Source organism: Kitasatospora sp. NPDC056138 (assembly GCF_042264695.1).
Taxonomy (GTDB): domain Bacteria; phylum Actinomycetota; class Actinomycetes; order Streptomycetales; family Streptomycetaceae; genus Kitasatospora.
Genome location: NZ_JBHJVK010000028.1, coordinates 25,979 through 47,407, shown reverse-complemented (window position 1 = coordinate 47,407; position 21,429 = coordinate 25,979). Strand labels below are relative to the sequence as shown.

Sequence of the window (21,429 nt, the reverse complement as noted above, 5' to 3'; positions counted from 1 at the left end):
CCGGGGGAGGCCACGGAGGCGAGGCTGGGTGCAACACCGAGCGGTGGCCACCAGGGCCGCCGATGAAGGGAGTTCGCCGTGTTCCGTCCGACATTCCCGCCGCACCGCTCCTCTGCGGGCGGCTCCGCCGCGCGTGGCCCCCGGGCGCCGAGGACGCGTCGGCCCGGCGCTGCCGCGGCTGCGGCAGGGCTGGCGCTCGCGGTAGTGGGCGGCGTCACCTCGGCCTCGGCCGCCCAGAGCCCCGAGGCGAACGGTGCCGGGCGGCCCGCGCAGCCGGCGAGCGTGAGCGGCTCGGCGCGCATCTTCTACACGTACGCCCAGGACGACGAGATCCGGTTCACGTTCGACGCCGTGTCCGCCCCCTACACCCGGCCCGTACCAGGCAATCCCGAGCTCGCGAACGGGATGCCCACCGATGCGCGCGGCACGGTCCGGTACTCGCACCACTCGGCTGCCCAGAACGTCACCTACACCGCCGAGGGCACGGTCGACTGCCTGGTGACAGGCGGCCGGACCGCGACCCTGACCGCCGTGATCACCAAGTCGGACATCGGCAACGTCGGCCAGCGCGTGGGCTTCAGCGTCTACGACGGAGGCAGGAAGGACGTCCCCGGCCACAGCGAGGACCGCCTGGGCTTCTCCTGGGGCGTCGCCAACCTCGACATCGATGCCGCAGGCGTGCCCGTCCAGCCGGTGGTCGGCACCTGCATGGCCCCCGCCCCGTTCGCCCCGGTCCTCCAGGGCGGCTTCACGGTCCACCACGCCGACCTGCCGCCCAGGCCGACGGACCCCGCCCCGGGACACGGAGGAACAGCCGGCGGACGACGAATCCGGTGAAGGCCGACTCCTCCGTCCTCCGGTCGGTGTCGCGGTAGGCGGTGCGACAGGGAGACGGACGGGTGCGGGGGACTGGGGGCCGGTGCGGTCGCGACCGGTAGCCGCAACAGTGTCGTTGAGCTGCGGTATCCATGGATTCAGGGGGAGCATCGTGGTCCGCTGTGCCACCGGGGGCCGCGACGCGGGGCGGCTGCGACTCCGGTGGACATGCCCGGGAGGGCGGCGGAGCATGGAAGGAAGGGAGAGCACACCGGTCCACGTGTGACCGCGCGGACGCCGCGCGGCGGCGCGTGTCGCCCCGCGACGACACGTCCGGTCGGGCCGGGGCAGTGAGCGCGGCACACTGCGGCACACGGAGTCCCGGACGGCCCTTGATCCGTGGACCAGGCGTGAACCGCGACGGTTCCCGAGCCCGGGCAGTGTGCTCATGTGCGTCCCGGCCTGTCCCCTACCTTTTCGTCGCCAGGGCCGCCGCCGCACCGGCGTGTCCCTTCCGCCCCGGGAGGAAGAACGATGATCCGCACCCGTCGTCCCGCGATGCTCACCGCAGTGCTCCTGTCCTCACTGGCCCTCGGGCCGGCCGTCGCCGCGCACGGCGCGGCAGCGCAGGCGCCCGCCCTCGCCCCCGCCAAAGCCAGATGCCTGCTCACGCAGGACTCGGCCAACTCGAAGCCCGACGACCCGAAGTTCACCCTCTCCGCTTCCGGTTTCAAGTCCGACAGCGTGTCGTTCTCCGGAGGCAACGGAGGAGGCGGAGCGAAGCTCAGCAACGGGTCCTTCTCCATCAACAACCTCGGGCCCGGCCGCTACACCGTCACGGGCGACAAGGACGGCTCCGTGAGCTGCGGCAGCACGCCCGGGCTGAAGAACGACCAGAAGGCGGCCAACAGCCAGTACAAGAAGGGCTTCTCGGACGGGTTCGCGGCGATCAAGGCCAACTGCACCGCGAAGCCACCGCAGAGCCTCACCACAGTGGACCCGAACTACCAGATGGGCTTCACCGACGGAGCGGCCCTGGCGGCCAAGCAGTTCTGCAAGTAGCCCTCGCGCCTGGGGATCGGGCCCCGGTGGACACGTGCCGGAGGTGCGATCCGCGCTCAGGAGCGGAACGAGGCAGAAGGGTACGAACCGGAGGACGTCGGGCCACGTGCCTCATGCGCCCGCTTCCGTGATCAGCCTCCTGACCCTGCGTCCGGTGACCGTGAACCCTGGACCACCGTGACCGCAGGGTCGCCGCGCGCATCCACCGGCGGTTGGCAGGCACTGACGGCCTGGCTGCGCCGGTGGCGGGTCGGGTGGCGCAGTACCGCGTGACGGCAGGTGGCGCACCCGGGGGGCTCCCGCCTCGCGAGGCTCCCCGCATGCCGCATGCCGCATGCCGCATGCCGCATGCCGCCTGCCGCCTGCCGCCTGCCGCGTACCGGGTCGGCCCCGCAGCCGGCCCGGACCCGGCAGCCGGTTCCCCTCCGCGCAGTCGCCCGAATTCGCGTGAAGACGCGTGCAACGAGAGTGACGTCCCGTCACGTCTCACTGGGTGGAGGATTCACCGTCCGGCCCGTCCGGGCCGATGAGGACACCGACGGGGACGTGAACCACTGCTCCGACGAGATCGGTCCGGCCCGTCCGGACCCTCAGCGGGTGGGACGCCGCCCCTGTCGGTGTCCGGGCAGCCGGGGCGGGGATGCAAGGGCGGTGCCTCGGTCGCCGCGTCAGGGAATGGGAACGAACGCCGTATGGGATTGACCTCGCACAAGGTGCTGGCGCTGTCCGCGCTGGTCTCGCTGCTCATGATGGCCGGGACGGTCCGGCTCTGGCCGAGACTCGCCGGCAGCGGCTGGGCGGTCGTGCTCGGCCGGATCGCGACCATCCTCGGCACCCAGCTCGCGGTGGTGTGCACGCTGGCGCTGGTCGCGAACAACTACGGTTCCTTCTACGGTAGTTGGTCCGACCTGCTGGGCACGGGCCAGGACGGCGCGGTCACCATCCACGACAAGTTCTCCAACGACGGCAAGCCGACGGGCGTGCAGACGCTCGGCAAGGAGCATGTGCACGGCGGCAGCACGGTCAGCCGGGAGCCTGCCGTGGTCGGCCGGCTGGAGCGGGTCAGCATCCCCGGAGCCGCCACCGGTCTGAGCACCGAGGGCTACGTCTACCTGCCGCCGCAGTACTTCCAGTCCGCCTACGCGGACAAGAGGTTCCCGGCCATGGTGGCGATCACCGGCTTCCCTGGGATCGCCAAGAACCTGATCACCAACCTCAACTACCCCGCCACCGAACTCAGGCTGATCAACGAAGGGAAGATGAAGCCGACCGTCCTGGTCATGATGCGCCCCTCGCCGGTGCTGCCGAGGGACACCGAGTGCGAGGACGTGCCGCGCGGTCCGCAGACCGAGTCCTACTTCACGCGGGACGTCCCGAGCGCCGTCCGCGCCTCCTACCGGGTCGCCGCCGATCCGCACGGCTGGGCGGTGATGGGCGACTCCACCGGGGGCTACTGCGCGCTCAAGTTCGCGATAAAGCACCCGGACGCCTTCGCCACCGCGGTCTCGCTCTCCGGCTACTACAAGGCGGACGAGGGCTCCGACACCGGCGACCTCTTCGGCGGCAGCCGGGAACGCCGGGAGGCGGCCGACCTGATCCGGTGGCTCACGCACCACCCGCAGCCGTCGGTCGCGGTGCTGGTCGGCGGCACGAAGAAGGGGGACGGCGACTACTACCGGGCCACCGAGGCGTTCATCGACGCGGTGCAGCGACCGATGAACGTGTCATCGATCACGCTGGAGAGCGGCGGGCACAACTTCAACACCTGGTCCCGGATGCTGCCCGCCTCGCTGGCCTGGCTCAGCAACCACCTGACCGACCCGAACGCGGCCGCCGCGCCGCAGCCCCCGGCGCTCTGAGGCCGCACCCCGGAACCGAGCGGTCACCCGGGCACCGCCGGCGTCCTCCCCGAATCCCGCGGACCGTCACCCGGCCGGGCCGCAGGACGCACACCGGGTGCCGTGGACACCCGCCACGGGCGGACCGTCACCCCCGGAAGTCGTCAGCCGGTGACCCCGGGTCTCCGGCTGGACGCGGGCCAGCGCGGCCCGGTCTCGGGGTCGCGGCACCACACGAACTGCCCGCCCGGCGTCACGGTCATCCCGTACTCGTACACGTCGGGCCGGCCGTCGTCCTCCCACTGCCGCCAGGCCGCCTCCAGCGCGTCGGCGAGCCGGCGCGGCCCGCCCTGGTGCGCCACGGCGCCGCCGCCGGTCCTGGCCGACAGCGCGGCCCAGGAGTCGCGGCCGTCGTGAAGCCACGCCGAGGTCCCGTCGGAGTCCACGGCCGTGGTGACGTCCAGCTCGGGCAGGGCGACACGCAGCGCGAACCGCAGGTCCCAGTCGGTGCGGAGCGGACCGAGGTCCCGGTCGACCGGGCGCCGGTGCCGCGGATCGCTCCGCCCGCGGATCTGCCGGTAGGTGCGGGCAGGGGCTGCTCCTGTCCGGGTGGGCATGAACTGGGCCAGGCCCTGCATCCAGCCGGTGGCCGAGCGCCGGTCGTCGGCGACCGTGAGGGCCACGTGCCCCAGCCGCCCCCAAGGGGTGACGACCCGTCCGCCCGGGACGCACTGCTCCACCCACGCGAACGGGACGCGTTCGACCGCGTACGTGGCGATGACCCGGTCGTACGGGGCACCGGCCAGCCATCCGGCAGCGCCGTCGCCGACCCGTACCCGCGCGGCGCTCCCGGCCTTCTCCAGACGCACCCGAGCCGCGGCCGCCAGCCGCGGATCCACCTCGACGCTCGTCACCAGGCCGTCCCCGGCGGCGCGGTGGGCGGCGAGAGCGCAGTTCCAGCCGGCACCGGTCCCCAGCTCCAGGACCCGCTGCCCGGGGTCCAGCAGCAGCGAGTCCAGCATGTCGACCACGACCGCCTGGCAGGACAGACTGGATGTCGCCAGGCCACCGGTCACCTGGGTGACCGCCGCGTCGTCCGGACTGCCGTACAACTCCCGCGCCCACGCCGGGCCGTCGCCGTGACGGTCGACGGGCACGTACGCGTGCCCGTCCCATCGCCACAGCCGATCCGGCGCGAACAGGTCCCGGGGCAGGGCCTCAACCGCCTCGCGGATCCACGCCGACCGCTCCGGCCACGCGCCCCGCTGCTCCATCGCCCCGGCAAGCCGCGCCCGGTACGCCGCCAGGTCGAGTCCGGCCTCCGCCGCCGTCATCACGCCCTACTTCTTGTGCTTTCCGCTGCCCGGCGGAGGAGCCGGGACCTGCCCGTCCGAGTTCCCCGGAGGCGGGGTGCCCTCGCTCGGTGGTGGCGGCGGCTTCTCGTGGCTCCCCACGGGTACCTCCCTCGTCTGCAGGCTGCCGTCCTGACAGCGCGCCCCAGCATGCCCGGGTCGTTGACGCGCGGGAAGGGCGCACGGGGCGCACGGCGCGGCGCGGGAACTCCGGCCGTGCAACTGGACGGAGCCGTGGGAGTGCTGCCCCGGAGCCCGCGCGCCGACCACCGGCCACGGCCACTGCGGCTCGCCCGAGCTCAGCGGCACCACACGACCCGTCAGCCGGAGAACCGCGGGCAGCCGAACGGTGTGGTGACTGCCCGTCACGGTGTGCTGCCGGGACAGGCTTCCGGGTGTCCCGGCAGGGTGGAACCTGCGTGACGCGGGCGCGCGGCGGGTTCGTAGGGTGGTGCCATGCTCGACGAAACCCCCGACTCCTCCAGCGGCCCCGCGGCCGCCGAATCCCCGCTGATCGGCAGCCTGCGCGCGGCCGTCGCCGCAGCGCCCCGGGACGTACCCCTGCGGTTGCACCTCGCCGAGCTGCTGCTCGGTGCCGGGCACGGTGACGCAGCGGTGGCGGAGGTGGCCGTCGCGCTCAGCCAGGCCCCCGCGGACGCGCAGGCGCGGGCCCTGATGGCGCGGGCGATGGGCGGGCCGGCGCCCTCGGCGCCCGTCGGGCAGCCCCACATCGAGCAGCCGGTGGCTTCCGCCGGGCAGCCTGCGGCGCCCGCCGGGCAGCCTCCCGCCGAGCAGTCTGCGGCTCCCGTCCAGCCGGGCGGCAGATTCGACTGGGCCGCCGCCGAGCAGGAGGTCGGGGACGTCCTCCCGCCCCGGTTCGTCCCGAAACCCGACGCCCGCAAGGCACCGCTCGCCCTCGACGGCAGTGGGGACCCGGGGGACTCGGACGCGTACGACGTGGACGCGCCCGACGACGCGGTGCGCCTCGCCGACGTCGGCGGGATGCAGGAGGTCAAGGACCGCCTGGAGGCCGCCTTCCTCGCACCCATGCGCAACCCGGAACTGCGCAGGCTGTACGGAAAGAGCCTGCGCGGCGGGCTGCTCCTGTACGGACCGCCCGGCTGCGGCAAGACGTTCATCGCCCGGGCCGTCGCCGGGGAACTCGGCGCGAACTTCATCTCCGTGTCGATCAGCGACGTGCTCGACATGTGGGTCGGCAACTCCGAGCGCAACATGCACGAGGTGTTCGAGACCGCCCGCCGGAAGGCACCGTGCGTGGTCTTCCTCGACGAACTGGACGCGCTGGGCGCCAAGCGCAGCCGCACCCAGCACAGCGGCATGCGCAACACCGTCAACCAGCTCCTGACCGAGCTGGACGGCGTCGGCGACGTCAACGACGGGGTGTTCGTGCTCGCCGCGACCAACGCCCCGTGGGACGTGGACACCGCACTGCGCCGCCCCGGCCGGCTCGACCGCACACTGCTGGTGCTGCCGCCCGACGGCCCGGCCCGCGACACGATCCTCCGCTACCACCTGCGCGAACGCCCCATCGAATCGGTCGACTTGGGCAAGCTGGTCAAGGCCACCGACGGCTTCTCCGGCGCCGACCTCGCGCACGTCTGCGAGAGCGCGGCCGAGTCGGCGCTGCTCGACTCCGCGCGCACCGGCACCGTACGCATGATCAACACGAAGGACCTGCTGGGCGCCGCGAAGACGATCCGGCCGTCCACCGAGCCGTGGTTCGCGGCCGCCCGCAACGTGGCGATGTTCGCCAACGAGGGTGGCGCGTACGACGAGTTGCTCGCCTACCTGAAGAAAGCACGGAGACTGTGACCGCACCACACCCGCTCGTCGAGCAGGCGGCAGCCCTGATGGAGCTGGAGCGTTTCGACGAGGCCCGCACGCTGCTCGCCCGGCGGCTCGCCGAGGACCCGGCCGACGTACGTGGCTGGGTGCGCCTCGCCCGGTGCCACCTGTCGGTCCGAGAGTACGAGGAGGTGCTCACCGCCACCGGCGAGGCGCTCGCCCTCGCGCCGGAGGAGTTCGACGCCCACTACATGCGCACGTACGCGCTGCGGCGGCTCGGCCGACCGGACGAGGCGCTGGCCGAGGCCCACGAGACGCTCCGGATCGACCCGCAGAGCTGGCAGGGATACGTCGCCCTCTCGGAGGCCCTGGGCGCTTGGCAGCCGCGCTGGCCCGAGGTGCTCGACGCGGCGGCGACCGCCGTACGGATGGCCCCGGACTCGGTCGGTGCGCACAGTGCGCTGTGGAAGGCCGGGCTGATGAACGGCCGCTCGGACGTGGTGCGGCAGGCGGTGCTCGAGATCCTGCGCATCGACCCGCAGAACGCCTGGGCGCTCGGCGAGCGGGCCGCCCACGTCGCGGCGGACGCCGCCGCACCGCCGCTGACCGGCGCGGGCTCCAGGCTGCCGGCCGCCGCCGACGCGTACGCCACCGCGCTCGCCGCCGACCCCCAGGCCCACGGGCTGCGCAAGGGCCTGGACCGGGCGGTGTTCCGGATGCTGCGCGGTACCCGCTGGCTCGCGCTGCTCTGTGTGGTGATCGCGGCGCTCGCCGCACGGGTCTTCCCGACCGGCGACGACCCGACGGCGCTGCCGGGCCCGCTCGGCACCCGGCTCTACGCGCTCGTCCTGATGGCCGCCGTCTGGGGCTTCGGCGCCTGGCGCCGCTACCGGGGGATGCGCAGCGGGGTGCGGATGAGCCTGTGGTCGCTGGTTCGGCGGGTCGGCTGGGTGCGGCTGATCGTCGGACAGTCGGCGTGGTGCACGCTCACCGCCGTGGTCATCGTGACCGTGCCGTGGTCCGAACGCCTCGTCCCGCAGGTGCTGTTCTGGGTGGCGCTGGTGCCGACCCTGCTCACCGTGTGGTTCGAGCGCGCGGCGATCCGCTCGTGAGCGGGTAGCGCCGGGCCGGGGCGCCGTTCGAGGCCGGGCGGTGCCCACGGGCGGTGCTTGCGGAGGGGCCCTGTGGGTCCGCGAGCACACCGCCAGGTTCGGTGCGCGGTCGGTGCGGCGCGGCCCGGTCCGGTGCGGCCCGCTCCGGTGCGGGAAACGCGGCTGGGTTCGAGCGTGGGCTGGGACTGCGGATTGCGGATAGCGGATAGCGGACTGCCGCGCCGACGCCGTCGGCTTGAGGTGCCGTTCACCGCATCGCTATATTGAACGCGTTCAAAGCGCTGGGCGGTCATGCTCGGTGGGGGCGAGACGTCGGGGGGCTGACGGTGGTGACGGGGGCGTCCGGGGTGGTGCCGGCATCCGGTTCCCAGGGGCTGGAGGAGCTGCTGGCGCTGGCGGCCATGGGGCTGGTGAGCGCGCCGTTCGTCGGAGCCGTGGCCGGCCTCTGGTTGCTGGCTCGGCTGGTATCGGCCTTCCGGGCGCCGGAGTTGTGGAAGGCACCGGGCACCGCGGTTCTGGCGGGCCTGGTGGCGGCGTCGGTGGCGGGCTGTGCCTACGGCCAGGGGATCCTCTCGGGGTTCGGCAACGAACCGGACGAGACCTGTGCGCTGCGGGGGGTCGGCGGTGACTACATCAGGGAGCGGTTGTTCCCGATCAGTGAGCAGTGCGTGATGTACGGCGCCGACAGCGGCACCGAACTGGTGCCGGGCTGGGTGAATCCGGTGGTCGTGGTGTTCACGCCGGTTGCCGTGCTGGCATTCGCCACCGCGGGGGTCCTGTGGGTGCGTCGGCGCCGGGCCGACCGTCGGTGGCGGGGCGAGGTGGAGTGGGCCGAGGCGGAGGCCGGGAAGTGGCAGCCGGTGCCGGACGGGAAGTGACCTCGGCAACGGGCTCTCCCGGGTTGGGCCCTCGTGCTCGCGGGAGGGCCGCGCCGGGGTGAGCACGCCGAGGGCGTCCAGTGCACCGCACCTTGGTCCCCGCCAGGGCGGGCGTGGTGGTGGTTGAGTGGCGACGCAGTCGCCGGAGGCCGCCGAAAACGCGGTGGGGGTGGACGGTTGTGTCCACGGCCCGAGCGGCGGCTGCCGCAGTGCCGCACGCATCCGACGCGCCGGTGTTCGAGGCCCCGTCGGAAAGGCCCGCACTGTAGCGGCTCGTCAGGCCGTCGGCGGACACCCGCTGTTGGATTCCGGCCAGGCCCTCCGCATTGTGCGCCGGCTGCGCACACCGCCCCCGCAGTACGAGCACCCGGCGGCGAACGCTCCTTGCTGCAACGGGGAAGGACCGGCTCGTCCGGCCCGTCAGGATCGGAATGTCACCTTCCGGATCCCCTCGCCGGGCCACTCCGTGTCGCCCGCCCGGATCACGGTCAGGTGCTTTGAGCTGGCGGAACCGTTCGGCCTCCGGTCCGGAGCAGTCTGCTCGCGCCGAGCGAAGTTGGCTGGTTCCAGTCGCACTCACATGCTGTGTCGACCAACGTTGATAACGTCTGGCACTGCCGCTCGGAGGTCTTCGGAAATCTCTGACGGTCATTCAATTCACTGATCCGACGGCTTTCGTCGGCACTTCGCGCAGTCCCGGCACGCCGCCCCGCCGCACCGTCCGGTGCAGTGGGGCGCGGCGCGCCGCTGCGCGCACATTGTCATGCACACGTCTTTGAATTCCCGCCGCTCTGACTTCCTTCAGGAGAGACCGTGACCTCGGAACCGGAAACCCGCCCCCTCCCGGACTCCGTCCGGCTCAGCCTCAGCACCGCAGCCGCACGGAACCTGGCGACGACCACGAAGTCCGCGCCGCAGATGCGCGGGATCACCTCACGCTGGCTGCTGCGCCGACTCCCGTGGGTACAGGTGTCCGGCGGTACCTACCGGGTCAACCGCCGGCTCTCGCTCGCCGTCGGCCGGGGCCGGGTCTGCTTCGTCCAGGCGGGTGCGGACGACGTCCGGATCATTCCCGAGACGCTGCGCGAGATTCCGGCACTGCGGGATTTCGAGGACATCGGAGTCCTCGCCGAGCTGGCCGGACGGTTCACCGTCCGGGAGTTCCGCAGCGGCGACGTCATCGTCGAGCAGGGCAGCCCGGTGCAGGAGGTCTACATCGTGGCGCACGGCCGGCTCGACCGGTTCGGCACCGGGAAGTACGGCGCCGAGAAGACGATGGGCGTGCTGGCCGACGGCGACCACCTGGGCGACGAGGCCCTGCTGCAGAGTGAGCCGCAGTGGAGCGCCACCGTGAAGGCGGCCACCGCCGGCACCATGCTGGTGCTGCCCTGGGACTCCTTCCGGGAACTGTCCGACCGCTGCGCGCCGCTGCGCGACCACATCGACAGGTTCCTCGCCAACAGCGCCCGGAAGGTCAACTCCAAGGGCGAGGTGGAGGTCGCGGTGGCCGCCGGCCACGAGGGCGAGGCCGAGATCCCCGGCTCCTTCGTGGACTACGACCTGGCGCCGCGCGAGTACGAGCTGTCGCTCACCCAGACCGTCCTGCGGATGCACACCCGGGTCGCCGACCTCTACAACGACCCGATGAACCAGTTGCAGCAGCAACTGCGGCTCACCGTCGAGGAGATCCGCGAGCGCCAGGAGTGGGAGCTGCTGAACAACCGGGAGTTCGGGCTGCTCCACAACGCCGACTACGACCAGCGGATCAACACCTGGTCCGGACCGCCCACCCCGGACGACATGGACGACCTGCTGTCGATGCGCCGCGGTACCGACCTGTTCCTCGCCCACCCCAAGGCGATCACCGCGTTCTTCCGTGAGTGCACCAAGCGCGGCATCTACCCGGACAGCACCGACGTCGGCGGCCACCAGGTCCCGGCCTGGCGCGGCGTGCCGATCTTCCCGTGCGGCAAGATCCCGATCGCCGACGGTCACGTCTCCTCGATCGTCGCGATGCGCACCGGCGAGCAGGACCAGGGTGTGATCGGCCTGCACCAGACCGGTATCCCGGACGAGTTCGAGCCCAGCCTGAACGTCCGGTTCATGGGCATCGACGACAAGGCGGTCATGCGCTACCTGGTCACCGCGTACTACTCGGTGGCGATCCTGGTCCAGGACGCCGTCGGCATCCTGGAGAACGTCGACATCGCTGCACCGCGGTCCTGACCCGACACCCAGGAGAACCGATGCCAGCGTTCACCGACCCTGCGTTCACCGACCCTGCGTTCACCAGCCCTGCGTTCACCAGCCCAACGTTCACCGGCTCCGTATCCGTGACCGGCCATCCGTACCCGACCGGCCCGACCGGCCCGACCGGCCGCCCTTACCCGACCGGGAGTCCGCACCTGACCGGCCCGACCGGGCTGGGCACCTCCGCCGCCCGCGTTGCCGAGCTGCTGCGTCCGCGCACTGCACCCGCGCCGGCTTCCGGCACCGCGCCCGCAGCGGCCCCCGGCAGCGCGTCGATGCCCGGCAGGCCCACCGCGAGCGACAGCCGCGCCCTCCCCGAGCTCTACTGTCCGCCCCACCTGCGCGACGATCCCGCGCTGGCCCGGGAAGTCAACGACCGCCTGGTCCACTGGGCCGAGGAAGTCGGCATCTACGCCGAGCAGTTGGAGAAGTTCCGGCAGGCCGACTTCGGGCGCCTGCTGATGCTCACCCACCCCGACACCGACGATCCGGCCCGCCTCCTCGCGGCCGGGCGCTGCATGGCGGCGGAGTTCGCCGTCGACGACTACTTCTGCGAGGAGGCCACCACCGGCGAGCACCCGGAGCGGCTCGGGCCGCAGCTGATGCTGGCCCAGTCCGCGATCGACCCGGCCCAGCTGCCCGGACCCCACCGCGAGGCGTACCGGCGGGCGATGGAGGCCTCGCCGGTCTGGAACGCGCTGCGCCGCTCGGTGGCCGACCTCTCGGAGTACGCCAGCGGGGCGCAGATCAACCGGCTCCGGCAGGAGATCGCCGGGCTCTTCCTCGGCATGGACGCCGAGGCCGGCTGGCGGATCGGCGGCCGGCCGCCGGCGGTCTGGGAGTACCTGGCGAACCGTCAGATGAACAGTTTCCTGCCGTGCATGACGTTGGTCGACGTGATGGGCGGTTACGAACTGCCCGCCCAGGTCTACGGCGCCCCCGAGGTGCGCCGGGCGACCCTGCAGGCCGCGCTCGCCTCCGTACTGCTCAACGACGTGTACTCGATGCACAAGGAGGACGGCGCGCAGGGCGTCGAGTACAACCTGCCGACCGTGATCGCCGCCGAGGACGGCTGCACGTCCGCCGAGGCGGTCCAGCGCTCCGCCGACCTGCACAACGAACTCGTGCACTCCTTCGAAGCCTCCGCCGCCGCCCTCAGCCTCACCGGTGACCCGGTGCTGACCCGCTACCTGGGCGCGCTGTGGGCGTGGCTCGGCGGCAACAAGGAGTGGCACGCCGGCAGCCCCCGTTACAACCAGAGCTGAGGAAGAAACGATGACCACCCTCGAAACCACCGCCACCATCACCACCACTGCCGACGAGGCCGACGACGACGCCGCCTCGGTGCTCACCACCAGGTACCAGCAGTCGGTGGCTGAGTACTGGAACAAGGAGAAGCACCCGGTCAACATCCGCCTCGGCGAGGTCGACGGCACCTACCACCACCACTACGGCCTCGGCGACGTCGAGTGGTCCGTCCTGGAGGGCGACCCGGCCGGCCGCGAGGACCGGATCGTCAAGGAGCTGCACCGGCTGGAGGCAGCCCAGGCCGACTACCTGCTCGACCGGCTCGGCGACCTCGGCCCGGCCGACCGGATCCTGGACGCCGGTTCCGGCCGCGGCGGCACCGGCTTCATGGCCAACCAGCGCTTCGGCTGCCGGGTCGACGGCATATCGATCTCCGAGGAGCAGGTGAAGTTCGCCAACGGCCAGGCCCGGCAGCGGGGTGTGGCCGACAAGGTGGCGTTCCACTTCCGCAACATGCTGCACAACGAGTTCCCGGACGCCACGTTCCAGGCGGTCTGGAACAACGAGAGCACCATGTACGTCGACCTGTACAAGCTCTTCGCCGAGCACGCCCGGGTGCTGAAGCCCGGCGGCCGGTACGTGACCATCACCGGCTGCTTCAACGACGTCCACGGCCGCCAGCCGTCCCGCGCGGTCAGCCAGATCGACGCGCACTACATCTGCGACATCCACCCGCGCAGCGACTACTTCGCGGCCATGGCGGCGAACGACCTGGTGCCGATCAGCGTGGTCGACCTGACCGCGGCGACCATCCCCTACTGGGAGCTGCGCGCGCAGGCGGCGGTGGCCAGCGGTATCGAGGACGCGTTCCTCACCGCGTACAAGGAGGGTAGCTTCCACTACCTGATGATCGCGGCCGACCGGGTGTGAACCTCTCCGGGCCGGTCATCGGCTGACAGGCCGTCGGCAACGGTGGCGCGGTCCCGGGCTCCGGCCCGGGGCCGCCCGTCCCGTCGTGCCGCACCGCCCCTGCTGCGGTCGCTCACGCTGTCCGTACCGCCCTGCGCCCCACGTCCCCCCGCCCTGGGCGCGTGCTCGTTGGTTCCCGTCCACGAAGCCGGTCGCAGGCCCGTCCGGTGGTGTGTTCGCCGATGGTGTGTCCACAGGTCGCGTCAGGGGGTACGGACGGGGGAAGAAGACGAGCAGAGGTCGGCTCTCGGACGCCGAGGAGGACCGATGCGCCGGAACGGACGGGCGGGGAACGCCCTGCTCGCACTGCTGAGCCGGGACTGGCTGGGAGTGCCGGTCGCGCTGCTGGTGGCGGGGGGTGCGGGTGCCGGGCTGTTCGGGGTCGGTGAGGTCTGGGCGGTGGCACTCGGGTGCTTAGCGGTGACTGTCGGTGTGGTGCTGGCGGTCGGTGCGGTGCGGCACCTGGTGCTGGTGGGCCGCGGAGCGGGGGCGGGCCGGCCGTCGGGGCGGCTGGTCGAGGTGGGTGGGCACCGGATGCACGTCCTCGCCGAGGGGGTTGCCGGGGACGGGCCGACCGTGGTCTGGATGCCGGGCGGGCACGCGCCGGGCGAGGAGTTCGGGCAGCTGCACGCGATGACGGCGGCCCGGACCCGCTCGGTGCTGGTCGACCGGTTCGGCTCGGGCCGAAGCGACGTCGGGCCCTTCCCGAGGACGACGGCGGCCGAGGCGGAGGAGCTGCTGGCTGCGCTGGAGGCGGCGGGGGAGCGGGCCCCGTACCTGTTCGTCGGCCATTCCTTCGGCGGGCTGCTGGTCGCGAACGCGGCCAGGAGGCGCCCCGACCTGGTGGCCGGGCTCGTGCTGCTGGATCCGACGCCGCTGGAGGTCATTGCCTTCGCGCCGCCCAGCCGGCTGGTCGCGGGCATGCGCCGCAGGTTCCTGCTGACCGCGGTGCGGCACCTGTTCGGTGCACAGCGTGGCCGTGGCGGCCGGACCGGCCAGTACTGCGCCGCCGCATCGATCTTCGGCGAGCTCTCGCCCACCGGCCTGGCCAAGGTGGGCTGGGAGACCGTGGTGTACGACGGGGATCTCGGAGACCTGCCGTTGGTGCTGGTCATACCCCGGGACCTGACAGGAGGCGAGGCGGTGCTGGCCGCCGCCGGGGACGCGGTCGAGGCCGAGCGGATCGCCCGCTTCTACCTCCGGGCCAGGACCCGCTACCTGGCGGCGTCGACAGCGGCCCGGGTGGTGTACACACCGCAGGGCACCGGCCACGACTTTCCGACCGAGTCCCCCGAGTTCGTCGTCGGGGTGGTCGAGGACCTGGTGCGGGAGCTGCGTGTGGTCAGCCCATGACCGTACGGGCGGAGTCGGCCCGGATCGGGCGCCGACGGGAGAAGGCGCCCAGGTCCACGACGTTGCCGGTGTGTTCGCAGCGGTAGCGGACCGGGTCGCCGTCGTGATCGTGGCCGGCTTCGACCAGGTCGATCAGGGTTGCGAGGAAGCGGCCCACCAGCGGGGCGTTCTTGAACTGGTTGCCGCTCGTGCCCATGGCGACGTAGTAGCCGTCCAGGGCGGTGCGGTCGTAGATCGGGGTCCAGTCGTCGGCGACGTCGTACACGCCCGCGACGCCGAGCGGCCGGTTGGGGACCCTGATCTCCGGGAAGCGGCGGGCCGCGCGTGTCACCTGGGCGCGGAAGCGGTGGGCGGTGGGGCGCGGGTCGGCCTCGTCCGGGTCGTCGATCCACTCCGGTGGGTCGCAGGCCGGCTGGGTGCCGCCGACGAGGAGGTGGCCTCCGGCGGCCGGTCGCAGGTAAGCGCCCAGGTCGGGGTCGGCGAGGACGGGGCCGAGGCCGTCCGCGCGGCCGCTCGGCGCGGGGATCTGGTGGACCTCCTCACGCAGCGGACGCACGCCGATGGTGAAGTCGCCCCCGACGCCTGCCAGCCGGTTGAGGCCTCCCGACCACGGGCCGGCCGCGTTGACCACGACCGGCGCACAGATCCGTGCCCCGTCGGCGAGGCGGATGCCCGCCACCCGGTCCCCGTGCCGGTCGACGGCCACCACCGTCCGGTGGAACAGGAAGCGTGCACCCAGCTCGCCCGCCGCGTCGGCGAGGTTCTGGGCGGCGAGCTGGGGGTCGTCGACGAACCCGGCGTCCGGGATGAACAGGGCACCGAGCTCACCGGTCGGGCCGTCGAAGAAGGCCTCGTCGTCCACCGGCTTCGGCGGCCAGTAGCGCCCGGGGTCGATCCCGGGGAGGCGCCTGCGGAGCGTCGGGCTGTCCCACCGCTCGTAGCGGACGCCGGCGCGGTCGAACAGGGCCGTGGTTCGGGACGGTTCAAAGACGGGTGCGTCGAGCAGTACGGCGCCGGTGCGCCGGAAGGCCGCGAGCGGGCGACGGGTGGTGAGCCGCAGGTGTCCGGGCCAGGACGTCCACAGGTGGCGGGCCTCCCAGGCGGTGGCGACGCCGTCGAAGGTGGAGTAGTTGAACCGGATGATCGCGCTGGAGGCGCTGGTCGATCCGTGGCCGGGCGCGCCGGCCTTGTCGACGACGACCACCTGTCGTCCGGTGCGGGCGAGTTCGAGGGCGACGGCGGCGCCGATCACACCGGCGCCGACCACCACCGCGTCCGGTCGGCCCGCGGTCACCGGGGCCTCCGGGAGGTCGGCGAACCGGACAGCCGGGGCACGGAGGCGAGCAGCGTCCGCGTGTACGGGTGCTGCGGGGCGCGCAGGAGGAGCTCGGTGGGAGCCGTCTCGACGATCCGGCCGCGGTGCATCACCGCCACCGCGTCGGAGACGTAGCAGACCGCGGGCAGGTTGTGGCCGATGAACAGCATGGACAGCCCCAGCCGCCGTTGGAGGTCGCGCATCGTGTTGAGGACGGAGGCCTGCACCGACGCGTCGAGCGCCGAGGTGATCTCGTCGGCGATCAGGAGCCCGGGTTCGACGGCCAGGGCGCGGGCGACGGCGACCCGTTGGCGCTGGCCGCCGGACAGCTGCCGCGGCAGGCGGTCGGCGAGCACGGGGTCCAGCCCGACGAGTTCGAGCAGGCCGGTGACGCGTTCGGTCCGGGCCCACCGGTCGAGCCGGTGGAAGACGGTGGCCGCTTCGACCAGGGTCTGGCGGACCGTCATCCGGGGATCGAGCGCGGTGTCCGGGTCCTGGAGGACGACCTGGACCAGGCGGCCGAGCCGACGCCGGGCGCGAACGGTGTGGACGCGGACCTCCTCGCCGTCGAGCAGGACCCGTCCGCCGTGCACCGGAGTGAGCCCGACGACCGCGCGGGCCAGGCTCGACTTCCCCGAGCCGGACTCGCCGACGAGCCCGAGCGTGGTGCCGGGCGGGACCTCCAGCGAGACGCCGTCCACCGCGGTGACCGGGCCGCGGGGTCCGTGGTGGCGGACGGTGAGGTCGCGGATCCGCAGGTCGGTCATGACGGATCCGCCTGCACCGGGTCCGGCTCCGCGTGGTCCGCTCCCACCTGGTCCGCTCCCGTCCGGCCCGCCCTCACCTGAGCCTCTCCCACCTGCGGCGGATGCCAGCACGCGACCCGCTGGACCGCGTCGAGGCCGTCCAGCGGCGGAGCCTCCTGCGCGCAGCGGTCCTGCCGGTACGCGCACCGGGGCTCGAACGGACAGCCCGGGGCTGGTGAGCGCGGATCGGGCGGCGCACCCGCCACGGTGGGCAGCGGCCGGTCGCGGTCCGCGTGGAGGTCCGGCACCGACCCGACCAGGGCCCGGGTGTAGGGGTGCCGGGCGGCCGTGGCGAGCCGGTCGGCGGGCAGGGCCTCGACGATGACTCCCGCGTACATCACCAGGACCCGGTCGCACGACTCGCCCACGAGCGCGACGTCATGACTGATGAACAGGACGGCGGCGGAGGTGTCCCGCCGGACGTCGGAGAGCAACTCGGTGATCTGTCGCTGCACGGTGACGTCGAGGGCGGTCGTCGGCTCGTCGGCGATGATCAGGCCGGGCCGGACCATCAGCCCCGACGCGATCATCACGCGCTGGCGCTGGCCGCCGGAGAGCTGGTGGGGGCGTGCCCGCAGCAGGGCGGGGGGAAGGGCCACCCGGCGCAGGGCGTCCGAGGCGTCCCGCAAGGCCTGCGTGCGGCCCGTGCCGAGGTGGGCCCGGGCGGACTCGGTGAGCTGGGTGGCGACCCGGAGCGACGGATTGAGCGCCGTGGCCGGGTTCTGGAAGACCGTCGCCAGGCCGGTTGCGAGGTGCCGGTCGCGCTGTTTCGGCGTCATGGTGCCCAGGTCGGCGCCGAGCAGACGGAGGGTCCGGTGGGACACCCGGGCTCGTTCGGGGAGCAGGTCGGCGATCGCGAGCGCGGTGAGCGACTTGCCGGAGCCGGACTCGCCGACGAGCCCGACCATCTCGCCCGGCCGCAGCGAGAGGCTCACACCGCGAACCGGCCGGATCACACCGTCCGGGGTGGGGAGTTCGACGCTCAGGTCCTCGACCTGGAGCACGAGACCGTCCTCGGCGGGCCCGCTCGGCGCGATCGGTCGCCGGGGCGTGCGGGGGGCAGGGCTGCGCCGGGCGACGCCTCCCGCCAGGACCTCGCCGAGCAGTTGGAACGTCAGCGCCGCGTAGAGGATGGCCAGGCCGGGCGCGAGGGCGGGCAGCGGCTGTGCGTAGATGCGGTCGAGTCCCTGGTCGAGCAGCCGGCCCCAGTCGTAGCCGGGCGGCTGGACGCCCAGGCCGAGGAAGCTCAGCCCGGAGAGTGCGACCAGGGAGGTGCCCGCCGCCGTGGTCGCACTCAGCAGCAGCGGCTCGGCGATGCCGGGCAGGACGTGCCGCCACAGCAGCCGGTGCCGGCGCAGGCCGAGGACCCGGGCCGCGGCCAGGTGGTCGGTGCCCGCGACGGCGGCGGCGAGCGTCTGGGCGAGCCGGGCGAAACCGGGCACACCGGCGGCGGCGAGGGCGAGCATCGCCCCGCCGCCGCCCGCGCCGAACACGACCGCGAGGAAGAGTGCGACCAGGAGCGCGGGGAAGGCGAGCAGGAGGTTGACCAGTGCCGCGAGCAGGCGGCGGGTGCGGGGGCCGACGACGGCGGTGGACGCGCCGAGGAGGACGCCCGTACCCGCGCCGATCGCGGTCGCGGCCAGCGCGAGCAGCAGGGAGGGCCGGGAGGCGGTCAGGACCCGGGCGAGCAGGTCCCGTCCGAGGCCGTCGGTGCCGAACAGGTGGGCCGCGGAGGGGCCTTGCAGCACCGCCGAGGTGTCGGGGCGGTCCGCGGCCGTGCCCCAGAGGAGCGGGCCGGCCAGTGCGAGCACGACCAGCGACGCCAGCATGGCCGTCGCGACCCAGGCCATGGGCGAGCGGAGGTGCCTGACGGGAGGGAACGAGGGAAGGGGCATCGGCTCCTCAGCTCTCCCGGATCGCCGAACGCGGGTCGAGCAGTGCCAGCAGCACGTCGACCAGGAGTGCGGCGAGCAGGACGGTCGTGCCCAGGATCAGGACCATCGCCTGGATCACCGGGTAGTCCTGCGAGCCCACGGACTGCGCCATCGCCGAACCGATGCCGGGCCAGGCGAAGACCTTCTCCACCAGCACGGTGCCGGCGATCATGGCGGGCAGCAGGCCGCCGGCGACGGTGAGCGCGGCGGTGGCCATGTTCGGTGCAGCGTGCCGCAGGTGGCGGCGCACCGGTGACAGCCGCTTCCCCCGTGCGGTGCGCATGTAGTCCTCGGAGAGGACCTTCAGCGCCTCCACCCGGACGATGCGCACCAGGACGGCGGTGGGCGCCGCGGAGAGGGCGAGGACCGGCAGGACGTAGGACCCGGCGCCCGCGGTTCCGGCCACCGGCAGCAACTGGAGACCGACGGCCAGCAGCGCGGTGAGCCCGGTGGCCAGCACGAAGTCCGGGATCCCGGCCAGGCCGGCGGTGAGCGTCGTGAACGCCAGCTCGCTGCGCGGGTGCCGGCCGTCACGGGTGCGGACGGCGGCGAGCAGGCCGCAGGGCAGGGCGACGGCGAGGGTGACGAGGAAGGCCAGGCCGGCGATTTCGAGGGTGGCCGGCAGCCGGGTGCGGACGAGCTCCGCGACCGGTGTCCCGGTGACCAGCGAGGTGCCGAGGTCGCCGTGCACGAGGCCGTCGAGATAGTGCCGGTACTGGGACAGGAAGGGTGCGTCGAGCCCGAGTCGGTGCCGACGCGCGGCCACCAGAGCGGGGGAGGCGTCGACGCCGAGCGCCGCGCGGACCGGGTCTCCGGGCACCAGGCGGATCATCGCGAACGACGCGGTGAGCACGACCCCGAGCGAGAGGAGCAGCCGGGCGGTGCGCCGGCCGAGGAACACCGTCCACGGGTGCCGCAGAAGGCGGGGTACGGACACGCTGGATCCCCCGGTCATCGGTGCAGGCGGATGCTGGTGGGGATGATCTGGCCGCCGAAGGTGGTGGCGAAGGTGGTGCGGCGCCCGTACACGGTGCTCCAGTCGTCGGCGATCGGCAGGGCGTCGGCCGAGCGGAAGAGCACGGCGGCGGCCCGGTTCCAGGTGGCGCAGCCTTCGGCGTCCGTCTCCCGAAGCGCCCGGGCGACCAGGGAGTCGTACTCGGGATTGACCACGCCCGCGAAGTTGAGGCCCTGGGCAGGGGGCGGACCGGAGAAGAACGGGACGAAGCCGACCGGCAGGGCGAAGCCGGGGGAGGTGCCGACCACGACGTCGAAGTCGCCGGTCTGGTACATGGCGTTGACGAGGGCGGGCAGGCTCTCGGTGACCAGCTCGACGTCCACGCCGAGTTCCGTCCAGGACCGGGCGATCAGCTCGGCGACGGGTGACAGCGTCGGGCCGAGGTCGGGGGAGGTGATCAGGCGCAGCCGGAGCGGCCGGCCGTCCCTGGTCAGCCGGCCCTCGGCGGCGCGGGCCCAACCGGCTGCGCGCAGCGCCTCGGTGGCGTCCTGTGCGGGCAGGTTGGCGGCGGCGAGGTCGGCGTGGCAGACGGAGCCCTGCGCGCCGAAGTCGGTGGCGGGCGTGCCGGTGCCGCCGACGGCGACGTTGGCGAGTCCCTGGCGGTCGAGCGCGGACACCAGGGCCCGGCGCAGTGCCGGGTCGGCGAGGGGGTGGCCGGGGCGCTGGTTGAAGAAGGTCAGCCCGACGACGGTCGCCACGTCGGCGGCGGCCAGGCCGCGGCCGGTGAGCCGGGTGCGGTCGGGTCCGTTCACGGTCGCGATGTCGACGCCACCGGTGAGCAGCAGGTTCGCGGCGGTGGAGGCCTGGGGCACCACGGAGACGACGATGCGGGCGGGAAGACCGCTCTCCGCGGTGGTCGCCCCGGCCGGCCCCCAGGTGTAGCCGTCGCGCACGGTGAACTCGTACGGCCCGCCGGGGGTGTAGCGGGTCAGCACGTACGGTCCGGTGCCCCGGGTGGCGCGGTCCAGGGACCGGGGCCGGTCGAGGCCGGCGGGGCAGACGATCGGCAGCAGCCCGAGCGTTCGGGTGAGGAACGGGAAGGGAGCGGCGGTGGTCGCCGACACGGTGCCGGTCGAGTCGTCGGCGCTCGCGGTGTACGGGACGCCGGGGAGGACGGCCTGGGCGCCGGCGAGCTGGTTGGCCGGGTCGCCGGCGTAGGTCAGTGCGCGGGCCACCGCGGTGGCGGTGAGGGGGGTGCCGTCGGAGCAGGTGATCCCCGGGCGGAGGGTGAAGGTGGCCGTGGTGGTGGTGGCCTCCCAGGAGGAGGCCAGGCCGGAGACCAGGGTGCCGTCGGCGGAGACGTCGACCAGCGAGTCGTAGGCGTAGCGGGCCGGACCGGTACCGAAGGCGGTGTAGGGGTCGAAGCTGGCGATCTCACTGGCGGCCGCGATCCGGACGGTCCCTCGGTCCACGAGGGGGGTGCTCGTCGAGGACCGGGCGACGTTGCCGCAGCCGGTCAGCGCGACGGCCGCAGCGGTCACGGTGGCCGCCAGGGCGACCGGCGGGGTGCGACGGGGCATGGCGCCATGGTGTCACCAAGACGTGCCGAGGTAGAGTCAACTCGCCTGTGCGAAAAGCGCGTTCGAATGACGCAAAGGCGCCTGCCGACTTGGCCGGGAGCCGTGGGAGCGGGCGGGAGCGACCGGCGCGATTCGCCCGTTCGAGGGATAGTGCG

At 73.2% G+C, this 21,429-nt stretch carries 17 protein-coding genes; 10 read left to right on the top strand and 7 right to left on the bottom strand.

What is annotated here, in order from left to right:
* Nucleotides 1-78: 78 nt before the first annotated feature.
* The 3 genes from ACFC1R_RS18950 to ACFC1R_RS18940 all read left to right on the top strand — a co-directional run bounded on the left by ACFC1R_RS18950 (nucleotide 79) and on the right by ACFC1R_RS18940 (nucleotide 3,737).
* The gene (locus ACFC1R_RS18950) at nucleotides 79-837 is read left to right on the top strand and encodes a hypothetical protein (protein ID WP_375939937.1); all 759 of its coding nucleotides are present in this window, start codon (nucleotides 79-81) and stop codon (nucleotides 835-837) included.
* Between the two features lie 513 nt (nucleotides 838-1,350).
* Complete coding sequence (locus ACFC1R_RS18945; protein WP_375939935.1) at nucleotides 1,351-1,878, top strand: hypothetical protein; 528 nt, start codon at nucleotides 1,351-1,353, stop codon at nucleotides 1,876-1,878.
* Nucleotides 1,879-2,570: 692 nt separating this feature from the next.
* Nucleotides 2,571-3,737, top strand: coding sequence for an alpha/beta hydrolase (locus ACFC1R_RS18940; protein WP_375939933.1), 1,167 nt, complete (start codon nucleotides 2,571-2,573; stop codon nucleotides 3,735-3,737).
* A 143-nt stretch (nucleotides 3,738-3,880) separates the two neighbouring features.
* Here ACFC1R_RS18940 and ACFC1R_RS18935 read toward each other — a convergent pair whose 3' ends face one another.
* The gene (locus tag ACFC1R_RS18935) at nucleotides 3,881-5,050 is read right to left on the bottom strand and encodes a methyltransferase domain-containing protein (protein ID WP_375939932.1); all 1,170 of its coding nucleotides are present in this window, start codon (nucleotides 5,048-5,050) and stop codon (nucleotides 3,881-3,883) included.
* Between the two features lie 474 nt (nucleotides 5,051-5,524).
* On the opposite strand from ACFC1R_RS18935, the gene ACFC1R_RS18930 reads away from it, so the two are divergent.
* The 4 genes from ACFC1R_RS18930 (at nucleotide 5,525) to ACFC1R_RS18915 (ending at nucleotide 11,090) form a co-directional block, all read left to right on the top strand.
* The gene (locus tag ACFC1R_RS18930) at nucleotides 5,525-6,901 is read left to right on the top strand and encodes an ATP-binding protein (RefSeq protein WP_375939930.1); all 1,377 of its coding nucleotides are present in this window, start codon (nucleotides 5,525-5,527) and stop codon (nucleotides 6,899-6,901) included.
* On the top strand, nucleotides 6,898-7,986 hold the full coding sequence (locus ACFC1R_RS18925) for a tetratricopeptide repeat protein (protein ID WP_375939928.1): 1,089 nt from the start codon (nucleotides 6,898-6,900) through the stop codon (nucleotides 7,984-7,986). The genes ACFC1R_RS18930 and ACFC1R_RS18925 overlap by 4 nt, the downstream gene beginning before the upstream one ends.
* A 347-nt stretch (nucleotides 7,987-8,333) precedes the next feature.
* Nucleotides 8,334-8,864 (top strand): hypothetical protein, encoded by a 531-nt coding sequence (locus ACFC1R_RS18920; RefSeq protein ID WP_375939926.1) that lies wholly within the window; start codon nucleotides 8,334-8,336, stop codon nucleotides 8,862-8,864.
* 813 nt (nucleotides 8,865-9,677) lie between these two features.
* Nucleotides 9,678-11,090 carry a family 2B encapsulin nanocompartment shell protein gene (locus tag ACFC1R_RS18915; protein ID WP_375939924.1) on the top strand — a complete coding sequence of 471 codons (1,413 nt, stop codon included), beginning with the start codon at nucleotides 9,678-9,680 and terminating at the stop codon, nucleotides 11,088-11,090.
* Here ACFC1R_RS18915 and ACFC1R_RS18910 read toward each other — a convergent pair.
* Nucleotides 11,005-11,184: a hypothetical protein gene (locus tag ACFC1R_RS18910; RefSeq protein WP_375939922.1), complete on the bottom strand. Its 180-nt coding sequence runs from the start codon at nucleotides 11,182-11,184 to the stop codon at nucleotides 11,005-11,007. The genes ACFC1R_RS18915 and ACFC1R_RS18910 overlap by 86 nt on opposite strands.
* Here ACFC1R_RS18910 and ACFC1R_RS18905 point away from each other — a divergent pair.
* The 3 genes from ACFC1R_RS18905 to ACFC1R_RS18895 all read left to right on the top strand — a co-directional run bounded on the left by ACFC1R_RS18905 (nucleotide 11,111) and on the right by ACFC1R_RS18895 (nucleotide 14,684).
* Nucleotides 11,111-12,379, top strand: a complete 1,269-nt coding sequence (locus ACFC1R_RS18905) for a family 2 encapsulin nanocompartment cargo protein terpene cyclase (RefSeq protein WP_375939920.1) — start codon at nucleotides 11,111-11,113, stop codon at nucleotides 12,377-12,379. The genes ACFC1R_RS18910 and ACFC1R_RS18905 overlap by 74 nt on opposite strands.
* Nucleotides 12,380-12,389: 10 nt before the next feature.
* Nucleotides 12,390-13,292, top strand: coding sequence for a geranyl diphosphate 2-C-methyltransferase (locus tag ACFC1R_RS18900; protein WP_375939918.1), 903 nt, complete (start codon nucleotides 12,390-12,392; stop codon nucleotides 13,290-13,292).
* Between the two features lie 306 nt (nucleotides 13,293-13,598).
* The gene (locus tag ACFC1R_RS18895; protein WP_375939916.1) at nucleotides 13,599-14,684 is read left to right on the top strand and encodes an alpha/beta fold hydrolase; all 1,086 of its coding nucleotides are present in this window, start codon (nucleotides 13,599-13,601) and stop codon (nucleotides 14,682-14,684) included.
* On the opposite strand, the gene ACFC1R_RS18890 is transcribed toward ACFC1R_RS18895, so the two are convergent.
* Genes ACFC1R_RS18890 through ACFC1R_RS18870 form a run of 5 tightly spaced genes read right to left on the bottom strand, consistent with a single transcriptional unit; the run spans nucleotide 14,674 to nucleotide 21,274 of the window.
* Entirely contained in the window at nucleotides 14,674-15,978 is a 1,305-nt protein-coding gene (locus ACFC1R_RS18890) for an NAD(P)/FAD-dependent oxidoreductase (protein ID WP_375939914.1), read from the bottom strand. The genes ACFC1R_RS18895 and ACFC1R_RS18890 overlap by 11 nt on opposite strands.
* Nucleotides 15,975-16,766: an ABC transporter ATP-binding protein gene (locus tag ACFC1R_RS18885; protein WP_375939912.1), complete on the bottom strand. Its 792-nt coding sequence runs from the start codon at nucleotides 16,764-16,766 to the stop codon at nucleotides 15,975-15,977. Before ACFC1R_RS18885 ends, ACFC1R_RS18890 begins: the two co-directional genes overlap by 4 nt.
* The gene (locus ACFC1R_RS18880) at nucleotides 16,763-18,655 is read right to left on the bottom strand and encodes a dipeptide/oligopeptide/nickel ABC transporter permease/ATP-binding protein (protein ID WP_375939910.1); all 1,893 of its coding nucleotides are present in this window, start codon (nucleotides 18,653-18,655) and stop codon (nucleotides 16,763-16,765) included. The genes ACFC1R_RS18885 and ACFC1R_RS18880 overlap by 4 nt, the downstream gene beginning before the upstream one ends.
* Nucleotides 18,656-18,707: 52 nt before the next feature.
* Entirely contained in the window at nucleotides 18,708-19,676 is a 969-nt protein-coding gene (locus ACFC1R_RS18875) for an ABC transporter permease (RefSeq protein ID WP_375939908.1), read from the bottom strand.
* Between the two features lie 14 nt (nucleotides 19,677-19,690).
* Nucleotides 19,691-21,274 (bottom strand): ABC transporter substrate-binding protein, encoded by a 1,584-nt coding sequence (locus tag ACFC1R_RS18870; protein WP_375939906.1) that lies wholly within the window; start codon nucleotides 21,272-21,274, stop codon nucleotides 19,691-19,693.
* Nucleotides 21,275-21,429 lie beyond the last annotated feature (155 nt).